The sequence below is a fragment of the Klebsiella sp. C360 genome (assembly GCF_048822415.1).
In the GTDB taxonomy this organism is placed as follows: domain Bacteria; phylum Pseudomonadota; class Gammaproteobacteria; order Enterobacterales; family Enterobacteriaceae; genus Klebsiella; species Klebsiella quasipneumoniae.
Window position 1 is genome coordinate 119,394 of sequence record NZ_JBMEZZ010000001.1, and the last position, 13,823, is coordinate 133,216.

Consider the following 13,823-nt stretch of genomic DNA (forward strand, 5'->3'; position numbering starts at 1 on the left):
GAATTACTCTCCATTGTGTAGTGAAGCGCCATCATCCTGGGATGACGCAGAGGGTTTGTCCGGTAACCGGCAGGCGTCGACCTGCGGCACCAGACTGATTTCGACACGTCGGTTCAGCGCCCGGCCTTCCGGCGTGTCGTTTGTTGCAATTGGGCGGCTTTCGCCATAGCCCTGAACGGCAAAGCAGCTGTCCGGCACGTCGCCGGTATCGCGCATCCAGTCGCGGACCGATTCCGCGCGTTTCAGCGACAATAGCTGGTTGGCTTTTTCATCACCGACGCTGTCGGTGTGGCCCGCCACCACGATCAGCCACCCGGGCCTGGCCTTAATGTCCACCAGCGAGTGGACCAGCTGCTTTGTCGAACCGGGTTTCAGTACCCATTTCCCGGTATCGAACAGCGACATGCTGTCAAGGCGGATGACGTGCGGCGCGACGCGCTGCACCGGCCTGGGGGGCGGTGGCGGCGGCACGTAGCGGCGAATAGCCTCCAGCAACAGCAGGCGAATCCGCTCCCCGCGATATAAGCCAAGACTCAGGCGCAGCGGGACGCCGTTACGCGCCCAGCTATCCAGCAGCGCGGCATCTTCACGCAGCACCCTGACGGCGCTGGCTTTTGCCCCATAATCATCCATCGCGATCCGCTCATAACGGGCAATATCAACGCCCACGCGCTGCAGCAGTTGTCGATTGTTCCAGCCACTGCTGAGCAACGCGGCGACAGCCGCAAGAGTGAAAACAGCGAGCGCCGCGCGCCAGGCCCTGCCCCATGGCGTGAGCCCCCGTCCCGCCGGTAACTGCGACAGGATGAAATCCGGCAAGGATGACGCATCCGGGGTGTCGGTCTCGCCTGGCTGCCAGCCAGCTACCCGCGTCAGGCTGGTATGCCGGGATAACCACCTCGTCCATGCCGACGACGCCAGGCTCCCGGCATGGGTGGGTCCGATCCCCCAAAGTACGGCCGCTGGGGTCAGGGGTGGCAGGTCGGCATTCTCCTCCGTTAACACGGCAAGGACGTGCCGTGCGAACCAGCCCATCAGGCTGTTCATTAACACCTGCTGCTGCAGCGCCGCCGCACCGCCGACGCTCAACCAGGTCGACACGGAACAGGGGGCGCAGGAGGGCTGCCAGACTTTCACCGCCTCACCCGGGAACGCCGCCTGCCAGAGCAGACTGGGGCTCATCGCGCTGCCCACCTGCCCCTGCAGCGCCAGCGGTACGGCATACCCCGTCTGCTGACGCAATTGACTGAGTTGCCAGCGCAGGGCCAGCAGGGCGCTGGTCAGCGCGTCGCTTTGCGCGTGCCGCTGCGGGCAGACGCAGAGCAGCACCGACAGCTGAGGCCCCCACTCCGGTCGCTGGCTCAATATCTGGCGCGCAACCTGCGGCAGCTCCTCCGTCTTTTCCACCCGGATCCAGCAGCCCTGTTTGACGACCCGCACCGGGGACGGCTGCGGCCAGACACACGGCAAATCGCCGCAAACGAGGACTACCGGCTGGCGATAAGCGATCGTCGGAAGTTCGTGCAGGGTTGACGAGACGTGACGTTCGGCACCACGACGGGCAATACGCCAGATCGCGATAATCAGGGCCAGCGTGACCAGCAGAATGAGCCACGCCCCCCAGCGGGGAACCGGCAAAAATAGCAGGCACACCAGCGCGCTCAGCAAGCCTGCCCACAGCGCCAGCCCGCGCTGCTGGGCGGGGCTCATTTCACCTCCCCCGGCAGCAGGGTCAGCAGCAGATGATCGAGCCAGTGGTTCAATCCCCACCACAGAGCCACGATCACCGCCACGCTCAGCCCTGCACGTACCGGCCAGGAGGCCAACCAGCCGCTTATCCCCAGTCCGGCGCGGCTCTCTATCAGCACCGGAGCGCCCTGCGGACAACGGAAAGGCGGGACATGTTCACTGAGCGCGTTGACCAGCTTCAGGCGCTCCGGGTCGTGGAGGGAGCGAAAGCTGCCAACAAAACCCAGCAGCATCACCCGCTGAAAACAGGTGACCACAGCCAGGTCGGGCGTCGGATCATACAGAACCTCGCGCATCCGCTCGCACAGGGTGTCGCCGGCGTCCATGGTGCCGAGAAAATGCCCCTGCAGCGGAATGTCATACCACTGCAGGCAGGCATCATCCTCCACGCCGCGCCCTTTCACGACTTCATCGAGCAGCGCGCACTGGGCGGTGAGAATATGCTGACAGCTGACGTCATCAAGCCCGCTCGCCTTCAGCTCAGTTTGCACGCGCTCGACATCAGCAATACAGCGCTGCCATAGCCTGTACCCCTCCTCATCGCGGAACTGCGGGCCATGGCGCAGGCTGATAACCTGCAGCCAGGTGTTTTGCAGCAGCGCATCGATATCAATGGACGCGGCGTTGCCGCGTTGACGTTCATTCACGTTCGTAGCACCGCAAAAAGTTCAAGTTCAGGCTCGCCGAGCATCCCCGGGACGTAGAACATACAGGTACCGCTCTGCAGCATTTCCGTCGCCAGAGGATGGGACACATCGAGGCTGAAATACTGGTTTTCCAGACGCAGCGGGATCGCCGCCGGCACATGACGCAATGGCGTCAGGGGCACCCCTGTCCGCGAGGAGTTGACGATGGCTTTGACATGATCCGGACTGCCCACTTTGCACTGCCGCGGAAACTGTTCCTGCAGCTGAGCGACCGGTACCGACGAACGAACCGACAGATAGTAATCCGCCCCTTCCCGCAGCCGGGCATCGTGCAGACGCGCCTGCCAGAAGTGCAGCCGGGCATCATGCTCCAGGGCAATCGCTACCACCCGCGACGGCAGGCTCGCCTCCAGCAGGTCGCTGAGTAAATCAAACAGCGGCGGAAAAACCGCGTTCAGCTGGTCATGTTGATAGATCGGGACGGCATTCGCCTGATGGGTCAGCGAAAAGGTCAGCAGGCTGCCAGCCAGGCGCGCCAGCTCCGGATAGAGGCGTTCCGGCGGGCTTTGCCGGTAACGCAGAAAATACCCCAGCACCGGCTCAGCGCTGTTCAGCGCGTTCAGCAACCAGAACAGAGAGACATCGGCCACGGCAAAATCAGCCATCCGTTCATTGCTCTCGCGACGCATGGCCATCAGGCGCGTCAGACGAGCCCGGAGCTGAGTAAGCAGCAGTTCAAGCTGCGTCGCCAGCCAGCGGCTGCCCTGAATCTGCAGCAGCGGCGGGAGAAACGTCTCGTCGATGAGCCAGGCCCCCTGCGAATCCCGCAGCAGGCGTACCACCGGACAGGTCAGGTAATCGCTGTTATCCTGATGGGCGAAGCGGAGGGATAGCTCCGGCTGCATGACGGCAATCTGCCGGGTATCATCCCCGAACTGGTTGCGGACATCGCGCCAGCGCTGCCGGAAGCGCACCGGCCTGTCGGCCACATCATCAGGCTTCAGGCAGTTGCCGCCATTGGCCTTCATCAGAGGCAGCGCCAGCATCACCACTCCCGTGCGGGATTCGCCCTCCAGCGACAAAGCCGGCGGCAGCGCATCGGCATTGTCCGTATCAATCATCGTGCCATCCTGGAACCGGACCTGCAGCCTGTGAGCCTGCAGGCGGCCCAGTTTGAGCATCTCTGGTTCGAAGGTCGCCTCAACCACTCCCCAGGGGTGGTTGAGGCCCATCCGGGCAATCGCTTCCGCAGCCCAGGCGGCATACGCAGCCTGCTGTTGAAAATGCTGGGGCGACACCATAATGCCCCGGCCCCATAACGGACGTTCGGTTTTCATCATCGTCCGACCCTACGCCTTCGCCTTCGGCATCTGGCTGACCAGCGACAGATTGACGTCCAGCCCCTCGACCTGGAAGTGCGGCACGGCGTACAGCTTCACGCGGAAGAAGCCCGGGTTGTCCTCGATATCTTCCACCACCACGCTGGCATCGCGCAGCGGATGGGAGGCCTGCAGCTCGTCGCCCGGATCGGTCATTTCAGTGACCAGGCTCCGCACCCAGGTGTTCAGCTCCAGCTCCAGCAGACGCCGGTCCTTGGTGGTGCCGATATTCTCGCGCTGGATCATCTTCAGGTAGTGCGCGATGCGCGACAGCAGGAAGATATAAGGCAGACGCGCGTTGATGCGGCTGTTGGCGGTAGCGTCGGCGGTATCGTACAGCGCCGGTTTTTGCGCGGAGTTGGCCGAGAAGAAGCAGGCGTAATCGCGATTTTTGTAGTACGACAGTGGAATGAAGCCCAGGCTGGCGAATTCAAACTCCCGTGTTTCCGGGATCATCACCTCGGAAGGGATCTTCACCTGATTGCCGGTGCCCAGATCGTACAGATGGATGGGCAGATCTTTCACCGCGCCGCCGGCCTGCGGGCCGCGGATCTGCACGCACCAGCCGTTATTGACAAAGCTCTTCACCATATTGGAGGCGAAAGAGAACGCCGCGCTGGTCCAGAGATACTTTTCGTGGTCCGGCCCCTTCACCTGCTCGACATAGTTGAAGCTGCGCACCGGCACGGTGTCCGGGCCGTACGGCAGACGACCCAGCACGCGCGGCATGACCAGGCCGATGTAGCGGGCGTCGTCGGTTTCCCGAAACGCTTTCCAACGAATATATTCCGCACGTTCGAAGTAGTTACCGATATCTTTGATGGCGGCGACCTCTTCCATGGTCTCTTTCAGGAAGAAAGCCGGGCCGACGGCGCCGATAAACGGCATGTGGGCGGCAGCGGAAACCCGGGAGATATTGCGCAGCAGCGCCACGTCCTGCGCGCTGGCATCGAACTCATAGGCCGAGATCAGCGAGCCGATCGGCTCGCCGCCGGGGGTGTCGTACTCCGCGGTGTAGGTGTGCCAGTAAAGGCCGCTCTGAATCAGCTCCGGCGCATCCTCAAAGTCCTGACGCAGATCGTCCTTTGAGACGTCGAGGATCTCCGTTTTCACGTTCTGGCGGTAGTCGGTGTTGTCCACCAGCTGTTTGAGGCCGCGCCACAGGGATTCGACCTGCTGAAACTCCGGATGGTGCATCACTGCGTCCAGCTGGCGGCTTATCTGGAAATCCAGTTCAGCGATATGGTGGTCAATCAGCGTTTTATCGAGCTTTTCCACCCGCTGGCCGGACTGGCGGATGCGCTCCATAAACACCTGCATCGCCGCGGTCAGACGCTCCGCCGCCGGCGCCTCGGAGAGCGCGGCATCGTCCAGAAAGTCGTTGATGTCCCCGAGGCGAGCGGCCGGGGCGAGATTGATTTTTTCAAACAGCGACGCGTAAACGCCCTCGCTCGCCGTGTTTTCCTGCAGCGCGGTTTGCCCCTGAACAGGGCTGTTTTCTGTGGTAACAGACATTAGCATTTTCCCGGTTATTCCATTAACAGACTTGCCCCGCCATTATTTCGGAGCAAGCGCACTCATTTCGTCGCGTAATTCCTGTGACAGCGCCGGATCTTTCAGAATTGCCTCAAGCTCTTTTCTGAAAGTGGCGTTATCGAGCAGATTGGATTTGAGATCGCGTAATAAATTACGCATCGCCAGCATGGCGCGGAGTTGTGGAATTTGCCGGGCAATCTGCTCCGGTTCAAAATCGTTGATATCGGTAAAACGCAGCCTGACGTTCTCCTCTTCGCCATTGCCAGCCAGCGTATTCGGCACCGAGAGATTCACCTCCGGGCTAAATTCCGAAAGTACGCTGTTAAAGTTATTTTTATTGACGTTAATTTTTTCTCTTTCCGATAATGGCCGGCTTTCTTTACCGTGACTAAAATCGCCAATGGTAAGCAGCTTTAATGGCAGCTCAACCTTTTTTTGCACGCCGCCGGTGTGGAGAGATAATTTAAGATTAATGCGAGCCTTAGGCACTTCATTCTGGAACGTATCAGCCATAGCAGTTCCTTTCCTCAGGGAATAATTATTGAAGAGTTAACGGTAAAAGCCTGAGGATAATAAAACAGAAATAGATTATCGATCAACTTAACAAGAAGATTTATTGAATATACTCACAAGGTGAATGCTTTTATTTTCTCTTAGCACCAAAATAAATATTTAATAAATAAATACAAAACCTAAAACAATAATCAAAATAAATTACGCACCAAAGAAAAATATAAGAATAAACATAGCAATAACAGCACCTGGAATTAAATCATCCCCTCGCAACGCAATTTATCGTCACCCGCGCGGCACAACATTCAAGAGCAACCTTTTTCTCAGCAACTGGTTTGCGCTAACCGGCCAGCGAACGTGGCGAGGAATGTCCGCGGACCCAGCGATATGTTCCTCCGCAGACAGCCGTCAGTGGCTGAAGAGCCTATTTTTCTGGGCGACTGACCACAGCGCGATGGCGAAAAAAGTTGTCGTTACCAAAAAAATATGAACCCGGTTACAAGATGCGCACGCCACCGTCTTCGGCATCCTGAGGAGGTCGCATTCTGCGGATCGCCAGGCTATATCTATGACACCTTTCTCCCACAACGAGTAAAAATAATGAGCAAGAAGATCCTGATGCTGGTCGGCGATTACGCCGAAGATTACGAAACGATGGTCCCTTTTCAGGCACTGCAGATGATTGGCCACCAGGTCGATGCCGTCTGCCCGGATAAAGCCGCCGGCGACTATGTGATGACGGCGATCCATGATTTTGACGGAGCCCAGACCTACAGCGAAAAGCCGGGGCACCGCTTCACTCTGAACGCCGATTTTGCCGCGGTGAAGGCTGAGGATTACGACGCGCTACTGATCCCCGGCGGCCGCGCGCCAGAGTATCTGCGTCTGAACGAACAGGTCATTAAACTGGTCCAGGCGTTCGACGCCACACGTAAACCTATCGCCGCCGTCTGCCACGGGCCACAGCTGCTGGCCGCCGCCGGGATTCTGCAGGGGCGGACCTGCAGCGCCTATCCGGCCTGCGCCCCGGAGGTGCGACTGAGCGGCGGGCATTATGCCGATATCGGTATCGATCAGGCGCATGTTGACGGCAATCTGGTCACCGCCCCCGCCTGGCCGGCACACCCGCAGTGGCTGGCGAAATTCGCCGCCCTGCTGGCGGAGTAACGCATTTTCTCTGACTAAGTGAACGGACTATCGCCGCGCTGGCGCTCTCTTTGTTACCGGCCCGGCGGTTTTCGAACGGCCGTTTCCGCTGCCGCTAAACCTGATTCAGCTCAGCGAAACGCTGGCCGGATTGTCTCCTCGCCTCAGATGCGCATTCCCCCGGAAACTTCAATGCGCTGGGCATTAACCCAGCGATGATCATCGGATAACAGCGAGGCGATCATCGGCCCGATATCCTCTGGCACCCCCGGTCGGCCAAGCGCCGTCATGTTCGCCACCGCCTGAGCGACCTGCGGGTTATCCCGCACCACCCCGCCGCTGAAATCCGTGGCGATGGCGCCCGGCGCCACGCAGTTCACCGTGATCCCGCGGCCGCCCAGCTCAAACGCCATATAACGGGTCAGGGTTTCCACCGCAGACTTCATGACTGCATAGGGCGCCCGATTCGCCATCACGATACGGGTCAGTCCGGACGAGATATTCACAATTCGCCCGCCATCGGCCAGCAGCGGCAATAACTTTTGGCTGAGGAAAAAAACACCCTTCACATGGATGCGATAAAGCGCATCGAGCTCCGCTTCGGTAGCGTTCAGAAACCCCATGCCGCTGGCATTGCCGGCATTATTGACCAGGTAATGAAACCGATCGGCCCCCAGCTCCGCCAGGGCCGCCTGAAAGGTGCTGACAAACCCGTCAAAGGTGTCGGTTTCGCCGGCGCTGAAGGGCAGCGCGATCGCCCGCGAGCCCTGGGCTTCAACCCACGCGACCACATCGGTCGCCTCGGCGAAATGCGCGTTGTAGGTCAATACCACATTCACGCCGCGCTGAGCCAGCGCTTCAACGGTCGCGCGGCCCAGGCCACGGCTGCCGCCTGTCACCAGGGCGATTTTTGCGCTATTGTTCATGTTTTCCCCTTTTATCTCTGCTGAAAACATGAGCGATTATAGGCCTCTGAATGCCGACGATAAGACCGCATGGTGCGACAGGATTGTTTTGCCAGCTGGAACAATGTCATGGATAAACTGGATACCCTGACCCTGTTCGTGCGTATCGTCGAACGGGGTTCGTTCAGCGCTGCCGCCGCGGATCTGGGTTTTTCCCGGCCGGTGGCGACCGCAGCCATTAAGGCGCTGGAGGCCAGCCTTGGGGCGCGCCTGCTGCAGCGCACCACCCGGCACGTGCAGCCGACGGCGGAGGGGTCGCTGTATTATCAGCGCTGCGTCTCCATCCTGGCGGCCCTGGAGGAGGCCAACCGCAGCGCCGGAGGGAGCATCTCCGGCACCCTCCGGGTGGACGTGGCGGGCAATCTGGCGCGAACCCTGCTGCTGCCCGCGCTACCGCAGTTTCTCGCCCGCTATCCGGCCATTACCTTGCAGATTGGCGAAAGCGAGCGCGACGTCGATTTGGTCCGCGAAGGGGTTGATTGCGTCATTCGCGGCGGCCATCTTCCCGATAGCGAGATGATTTGCCGGCCGCTCGCCATGCTGCAGGAGATCACCTGCGCCAGCCCGGCCTATCTCGCCCGGTACGGTACCCCGCATACGATTGACGGGCTGGCGGGACACGTGACGATCGGTTTTGTTTCATCGCGCACGCACCGTACCTTGCCGCTCAGTTTTACCCTGGATGGCCGCCAGACCGAGGTCAGTTTGACCTGTCGGCTGCTGACTTCCGATGCCGACGTCGGCGCCGAAGCGGCCAGACTGGGCTTTGGCCTGTATCAGGCACCCTTGTCCCGCCTTGAGGCCGATCTGGCATCCGGTGGGTTAACGGAGGTGCTGGCTGATTTTCGCCCTGCGCCGCTGCCGCTCTCCCTGCTCTATCCCAGCAGCCGGCAGCTCTCTGCCCGGGTACAGGTATTTATCGACTGGGTGACGGCGCTGATGAAGGCGCCCCTGGCGCAGCAGGCATCCGGAAGGCTAAAATAACGTTTGCTATTATTTGCGGCTCGTGCGTTAATCATTAAGTCGATTTACCAGACGAAAAATTATTATCGAAGCACGTGTTCTCATCTCCAGGCGTTATCCCTGATACCACCTTCCTTTGAGCAGTCCCGTTAGTATTTTGCTTTTTCTGTAAACAGGCCCTGTCAGATCCCTGTTGGCTCGTTAAAAAAGCCCTCCGTCTGACCCAATACCCGGCTTACCACTAACAAAAATCAGCCGCGTTAATTTCCCTGAAAACGACCATTGTCTTTTCAACAGAACATTACCCATACAAGGTTTACATTATGATTGAACATATTCATTTTAGATGTCCATGCTGCCATGGCTCCCAGTACAGAACGTCCCAGTTTGACGTGACGGAAAAAAATCCCTTTGGTGCGAAATGCATTTTCTGCAAATCGGCCATGATGACCTTAGATACTATTCGCCCTTATCACCTGGGCGCGCTGTCCACCGCTCAGGCACAGCCATAAGACGATGAAGCGGGTGAACGCGGGCGGGAAAATCCCCCCGGTGATTCACCTGGGGGCAACCTCTGGTCCTTCACCTGACGCACCGTCGGTGGAATGGCGAAGGCCGGCATCCGGCAACGCTTTTATCAGGGTCGTCACATTCTCCCCGGCGCGGGTTTCCACATTAAAATAGTCCACCGCGCGCAGAATGAGCCGCAAACCTCTGCCGCTTTCCGCTAACGGATCGACATCGAAGCGCTCATCGCTACGCGCCAGCGCCAGGCGCTCGGCCGGAAAGCCCTCTCCTGCATCAATAAAACGCAGCGTCACCCGGTCCTCCGCCGCGATAAATTCGACACGAAAAACGCGTTGCCGATCCTCATGCAGCGCATAGCGAATGATATTGGTGGCCGTCTCACAGGCGGCAAGATCGAGCGCGAAGCGCCACTCCTCCCCGACGGGCAGCGGCGCCAATTGTTGAGTCAGCCACGCCGCCAGCGGTGAAAGCGAGCTGAGTTGGGCAGGAAACAGCATGACGTTATTCACGGGCGCATCACGGATTGAACTGCGCAAGGGCTGAAGTGCGATCCTCGCAAATACGAAAAATACGATCCATCCTGGTCAGGGTAAACATATTGCGGATGCCGGGGTTCAGCGCGCACAGTGTCATTTCTCCTTTACCATTCATCATTTTCATCAGGGAAACCAGCGTTCCCAAACCGCTGCTGTCGATAAAATCGATTTTACTGAAATCAACAATCAGATCGGTGCGATCTTCGCCTATCTCCTGGGCGATTGCCGCTTTAAAGGCTACCGCGACGGACGCATCCAGCCGACGCACCGCCGGCGTCAGGATCGTCACCGAGGCCTGCCGTTCGGTTTCAATTTTCATCACTGTCCCCTGTACGTTCAATAATCAAGAGTGAAACATCATCGGCCATCGCCTGAGTCTCCTGCCCGTCGCCACTGCGCCAGCGGATCAGGTGCCGGGCAAACCCCGGCAGCAGCGCGGGCAGCGGCTGCGTCACGCTGTCCTGCAGCCACGCTTGTAAACGCGCCTCGCCAAACTGTTCACCGCTCCGGTTTTCACATTCGGTGATGCCGTCGCTGAACAGGCACAGCCGCTCTCCTGGCGCCAGTGAGAAACTGACATCTGCCCACGAGAGATGGTCTATCAACCCCACCGGCGCCCCGCCGCTGCCGACCGGACGGACGGCTGCGTCCGGGCTCACGATAAAAGGCGTGGGATGCCCGGCCTGACAGAGTTTGCCCGCGCCGGTCTTCAGGTCGATGACGCCATAGATCAGGGTGAAATAGCTGACAATCTCTGTTTCGTCACTGCAAAAACGACCATTAAGGATCGCCACCACTTCAGCAGGCGACGCCGGCTGGTTGTCTGCCGTAAAAAGAAAGCGCTCAACGGCCCTGCCATGCAGAAACTGGCGGGCGACGGCGAGCGACATCATCGCCGCCCCCACGCCGTGTCCGGAGACATCCACGCAGTAAAATCCGAGCCGATCGCCCAACGGGAATACGTTAAAAATATCCCCCGACACCCAGGCCGAGGGCAGGAAAATCCAGTCGGAGAAAAATCCCTGATGACGCAGCTGATGAGCCGGGAGAACCGACTGCTGAATGCGCGCCGCCAGCTCCAGATCCTGTTCAATCTGTCGCAGCGCTTCGCTCAGCCGCGCATTGCGCGCGGCGAGGTCAGCCTCAAGGGAGAGGATCCGCGACCCGGCGTGCAGCCGCGCCCGCAGTTCGCTCTGCTCTACCGGTTTGCTGAGAAAATCATCGGCCCCGGCCTCAAACCCCTGCGTTAAATCGCCAGGGTCTTCGCGGGCGGTAAGCAATATCAGATAAACGTAGTGACCAAACTGGCGACGGCGAACTTCCCGGCACAGCGTCAGGCCATTCATCTCTGGCATCTCCCAGTCGCTTATCACCAGGCTGACGGGCTGGTTTTCGAGGATCGCCAGCGCAGCGACGCCGTTTTCCGCCTCACTGACGATATAGCCCCACTGCGTCAACATCCGGCTTAGCAGCCGACGATAAACCAGCGAATCTTCAACAATCAGGACGTGCTGTGCCGACATCGCGCCTCCTAAATCGGCAAGAACCAGATAAGGCTGATCGTACCTTCACGAAACTTGCCGCTGCCGCTGTCGTGCCCCGGATAGCGGGTACCGGCATAGTTGGCATACTGCACAGAGAACGATCCTGGCGTATAGCCCGCGTAGCCGAAACTGTAACTGTAGTCGCCATTCCACGGCTGCTGCTGGCTACTGTCCGGATACCAGAACGCGGTAGCGCGCACAAAAAAATGCTGCTTAAAGGTATATCCGCAGCCGCCGAGCAGCACGTTTTTGTTTTTGCGGATGTCATCGCTCTCCAGATCGTAATAGCGCGGCACCCAGCTGTAGCCTACCTGGCAGATAATGGCATCGCCTTTGTTAATCAATAGCGCATGTTCCATGGGCTTCGGCAGCGAAAATTTATACGCCAGGGTAATCGCCCCCTGCTCAAAATAGGTGTGACGCTTGCTGCCCGAGGTCCAGAAGTGGTTATCGCCATAGTTACTGTAAACCAGGCTGACGGTGTTGGCATGCCAGTCGTCGTAGCCAAAACTATAGCGAAAATCGGCGGTATAGCGGCTGGTATCGGTCACCGGTAAACGGGATGTCACGTTGGCGAACCAGAAGCTGTAAGGCGAGTATTGCAGACTGAGGTTCAGCGTCTGATTATATTTTTTCTTCTGTTCTGCGCTGTCTGAGCTGTTGGGGACGGTCATCCACTGCTCTTTTAAACCCGAACTAAAGCTCAGCGCTCCGGAAAACACCTTGTCATTCCCGGAAAAAAGCCGTCCCCAGCGGCTGGTAAACACGCCGGCCTGCACCGGTTCACCATTTTTATCACGCAGCGGTTGTGCGTCGTTCTTTTCTGCTCCTTCGGCACCTGCGATGGCGCACCATAGCGCGCAGGCCAGCATATATTTCTCCCGCATTTGCCCTTCCTTAGTTAGGTATCCAGCGTGCGGCGACGCGGTATTTGGCCATCAGCCACAGTACGCCCAGCGCGGCGGCATGGATCAAGGTGTTCACTATCCACGCCTGGCGCCACAGATCGAAGGTGACTAGCTGGCTTACGGCGAGCACGATGTAAACATGCAAAATAAAGGTGTAGAGCGAACGCTGCCCGAGCGGGATCAGGAACCAGCCTGCCAGCCAGTTCAGGGGGCGCCAGCACCAGGTCAACAGCAGATAAATAGTGACCATCAGACTGATATCATTAAGGATCCGTACCGGCCCGAGGCCGTTTTTCGCCGCCCAGGTATGGTAAAAGGCGTTAAATTCCGCAGGTGGGATCACGTGCATCAGCAGCGCGGGCGGCATAAAAGGATTGGTATGATTCTGGGCGACAAACGCAAGGATAAGCGCGATGCACACCAGCGCCGCGACGGCGACTTTGCCGGGCGGCGTGCGGGCGAAAGAGATCAGTTCCGCTTTGTACCAGCCGCAGCACATTCCCAGCACAAAGATAAATTGCCAGGCCATCAGGGGAAAGGCGAATTCAAATTCGCAGGGCGTCACCCGTACCGGCCAGCGTTGCCAGCAGCCGTAGATCAGCAGCGAGACGCCCAGTAATGGGTAGACGTGACCCTTTTGCAGCATGCCGAGAAACAGCGGGCTGAGCAATAACAAAAAAATATAGAGACCGAGGATCTGCGTCTGATGCGGGCCAATCTGCAGATAGAGGATAATGTTAAACCACGTCTCTTTTATTTGTGGGGTTAGCGGATAAAGCGACCAGCTGGTCCCGGAAAAGCGGTCGGTAAAATGAGTGACTTCATAGACATTAATATAGGGCAAATATCTCAGCAAAAGAAAAGAGACAATAATAATAATATTAACCTGATATATTTTCCAGGCGCGAAGATAAAGCCCCCAGCTCACCGTGAGTAATACGGCCTTTTGTAATCTGACACGATTTAGCATCCCTAACATGAAGCCGGACAGGATCACAAAGCCCTCGGCACCGGTGGTCAAACCAAATCGTTCCCAGCTGAAAATATTAAATATCGACATCACTTCGGTATGCGCCACCACCATCATCACGAGAGCAATACCGCGCATAAAGTCGATACGCAGGTCGCGTTCCCCGGTCAGAGAGTAACGCCAGGCCGTTGATTTATCAGTTTATTTTTGCGAAATCGCTGAAGCAACCTGGCTCATGAGGGATCCTGTCGTCTACCCTGCAACAATTATTACAAATTATTTAGATAGTGTAGAATGCGCTATCTTGCAATGCTCATTTTATAAATTCCGCCTGCGTACATCACACTATGTTAAGTCATCCCGATGACTATCATTTCGCGCTGTTGAAATTTTTACGCCACCATCTACACTCACTTTACTGTTATTTATAAGCCCCTGT

Annotated in this window: 14 protein-coding genes; 3 read left to right on the forward strand and 11 right to left on the reverse strand. The window is 58.1% G+C overall.

Translation table 11 applies throughout. The features are described from left to right. Window positions 1–3: 3 nt before the first annotated feature. Genes ACOI7D_RS00550 through tssB form a run of 5 tightly spaced genes read right to left on the reverse strand, consistent with a single transcriptional unit; the run spans window position 4 to window position 5,824 of the window. Window positions 4–1,710 (reverse strand): OmpA family protein, encoded by a 1,707-nt coding sequence (locus ACOI7D_RS00550; protein ID WP_109547454.1) that lies wholly within the window; start codon window positions 1,708–1,710, stop codon window positions 4–6. Continuing rightward, complete coding sequence (gene tssL, locus ACOI7D_RS00555) at window positions 1,707–2,396, reverse strand: type VI secretion system protein TssL, short form (protein ID WP_109547455.1); 690 nt, start codon at window positions 2,394–2,396, stop codon at window positions 1,707–1,709. Before tssL ends, ACOI7D_RS00550 begins: the two co-directional genes overlap by 4 nt. Further along, window positions 2,393–3,736 (reverse strand): type VI secretion system baseplate subunit TssK, encoded by a 1,344-nt coding sequence (gene tssK, locus ACOI7D_RS00560; RefSeq protein ID WP_072420330.1) that lies wholly within the window; start codon window positions 3,734–3,736, stop codon window positions 2,393–2,395. The genes tssL and tssK overlap by 4 nt, the downstream gene beginning before the upstream one ends. Window positions 3,737–3,745: 9 nt before the next feature. After that, on the reverse strand, window positions 3,746–5,290 hold the full coding sequence (gene tssC, locus ACOI7D_RS00565) for a type VI secretion system contractile sheath large subunit (RefSeq protein ID WP_044522514.1): 1,545 nt from the start codon (window positions 5,288–5,290) through the stop codon (window positions 3,746–3,748). A gap of 42 nt (window positions 5,291–5,332) precedes the next feature. Next, entirely contained in the window at window positions 5,333–5,824 is a 492-nt protein-coding gene (tssB, locus tag ACOI7D_RS00570; RefSeq protein WP_109547456.1) for a type VI secretion system contractile sheath small subunit, read from the reverse strand. Between the two features lie 600 nt (window positions 5,825–6,424). Here tssB and ACOI7D_RS00575 point away from each other — a divergent pair. Continuing rightward, window positions 6,425–6,991: a DJ-1/PfpI family protein gene (locus tag ACOI7D_RS00575; protein ID WP_087824634.1), complete on the forward strand. Its 567-nt coding sequence runs from the start codon at window positions 6,425–6,427 to the stop codon at window positions 6,989–6,991. A 143-nt stretch (window positions 6,992–7,134) separates the two neighbouring features. On the opposite strand, the gene ACOI7D_RS00580 is transcribed toward ACOI7D_RS00575, so the two are convergent. Beyond that, window positions 7,135–7,896 (reverse strand): SDR family NAD(P)-dependent oxidoreductase, encoded by a 762-nt coding sequence (locus ACOI7D_RS00580; RefSeq protein ID WP_032452582.1) that lies wholly within the window; start codon window positions 7,894–7,896, stop codon window positions 7,135–7,137. 108 nt (window positions 7,897–8,004) lie between these two features. Between ACOI7D_RS00580 and ACOI7D_RS00585 the strand changes: the two genes are divergently transcribed. Together ACOI7D_RS00585 and ACOI7D_RS00590 are read left to right on the forward strand one after the other, a co-directional pair. Then, entirely contained in the window at window positions 8,005–8,919 is a 915-nt protein-coding gene (locus ACOI7D_RS00585) for a LysR family transcriptional regulator (RefSeq protein WP_109547457.1), read from the forward strand. 302 nt (window positions 8,920–9,221) lie between these two features. Then, window positions 9,222–9,410 (forward strand): hypothetical protein, encoded by a 189-nt coding sequence (locus ACOI7D_RS00590; RefSeq protein ID WP_023289384.1) that lies wholly within the window; start codon window positions 9,222–9,224, stop codon window positions 9,408–9,410. Between the two features lie 45 nt (window positions 9,411–9,455). On the opposite strand, the gene ACOI7D_RS00595 is transcribed toward ACOI7D_RS00590, so the two are convergent. The 5 genes from ACOI7D_RS00595 to opgC are packed head-to-tail and all read right to left on the reverse strand — an operon-like array spanning window position 9,456 to window position 13,522. Continuing rightward, window positions 9,456–9,923, reverse strand: a complete 468-nt coding sequence (locus tag ACOI7D_RS00595; protein ID WP_101976752.1) for an ATP-binding protein — start codon at window positions 9,921–9,923, stop codon at window positions 9,456–9,458. A gap of 19 nt (window positions 9,924–9,942) precedes the next feature. Further along, a complete protein-coding gene (locus ACOI7D_RS00600) occupies window positions 9,943–10,281 on the reverse strand; it encodes an STAS domain-containing protein (RefSeq protein WP_023289382.1) in 339 nt (112 codons plus the stop codon). Then, on the reverse strand, window positions 10,271–11,485 hold the full coding sequence (locus tag ACOI7D_RS00605) for a PP2C family protein-serine/threonine phosphatase (protein ID WP_048334817.1): 1,215 nt from the start codon (window positions 11,483–11,485) through the stop codon (window positions 10,271–10,273). Before ACOI7D_RS00605 ends, ACOI7D_RS00600 begins: the two co-directional genes overlap by 11 nt. Window positions 11,486–11,493: 8 nt before the next feature. Beyond that, window positions 11,494–12,393, reverse strand: a complete 900-nt coding sequence (locus ACOI7D_RS00610) for a hypothetical protein (RefSeq protein ID WP_044522506.1) — start codon at window positions 12,391–12,393, stop codon at window positions 11,494–11,496. Between the two features lie 10 nt (window positions 12,394–12,403). Beyond that, window positions 12,404–13,522, reverse strand: a complete 1,119-nt coding sequence (gene opgC, locus ACOI7D_RS00615) for an OpgC domain-containing protein (protein ID WP_244341719.1) — start codon at window positions 13,520–13,522, stop codon at window positions 12,404–12,406. Window positions 13,523–13,823 lie beyond the last annotated feature (301 nt).

Coding starts and splice junctions, on each gene's coding strand:
- ACOI7D_RS00610 (WP_044522506.1), bottom strand. CDS start 12,393: ATGCGGGAGAAATATATGCTGGCCTGCGCGCTATGGTGCGCCATCGCA.
- ACOI7D_RS00575 (WP_087824634.1), top strand. CDS start 6,425: ATGAGCAAGAAGATCCTGATGCTGGTCGGCGATTACGCCGAAGATTAC.
- opgC (WP_244341719.1), bottom strand. CDS start 13,522: ATGCGCGGTATTGCTCTCGTGATGATGGTGGTGGCGCATACCGAAGTG.
- ACOI7D_RS00605 (WP_048334817.1), bottom strand. CDS start 11,485: ATGTCGGCACAGCACGTCCTGATTGTTGAAGATTCGCTGGTTTATCGT.
- ACOI7D_RS00580 (WP_032452582.1), bottom strand. CDS start 7,896: ATGAACAATAGCGCAAAAATCGCCCTGGTGACAGGCGGCAGCCGTGGC.
- ACOI7D_RS00590 (WP_023289384.1), top strand. CDS start 9,222: ATGATTGAACATATTCATTTTAGATGTCCATGCTGCCATGGCTCCCAG.
- ACOI7D_RS00595 (WP_101976752.1), bottom strand. CDS start 9,923: ATGCTGTTTCCTGCCCAACTCAGCTCGCTTTCACCGCTGGCGGCGTGG.
- ACOI7D_RS00550 (WP_109547454.1), bottom strand. CDS start 1,710: ATGAGCCCCGCCCAGCAGCGCGGGCTGGCGCTGTGGGCAGGCTTGCTG.
- ACOI7D_RS00600 (WP_023289382.1), bottom strand. CDS start 10,281: ATGAAAATTGAAACCGAACGGCAGGCCTCGGTGACGATCCTGACGCCG.
- tssK (WP_072420330.1), bottom strand. CDS start 3,736: ATGATGAAAACCGAACGTCCGTTATGGGGCCGGGGCATTATGGTGTCG.
- tssC (WP_044522514.1), bottom strand. CDS start 5,290: ATGTCTGTTACCACAGAAAACAGCCCTGTTCAGGGGCAAACCGCGCTG.
- tssB (WP_109547456.1), bottom strand. CDS start 5,824: ATGGCTGATACGTTCCAGAATGAAGTGCCTAAGGCTCGCATTAATCTT.
- ACOI7D_RS00585 (WP_109547457.1), top strand. CDS start 8,005: ATGGATAAACTGGATACCCTGACCCTGTTCGTGCGTATCGTCGAACGG.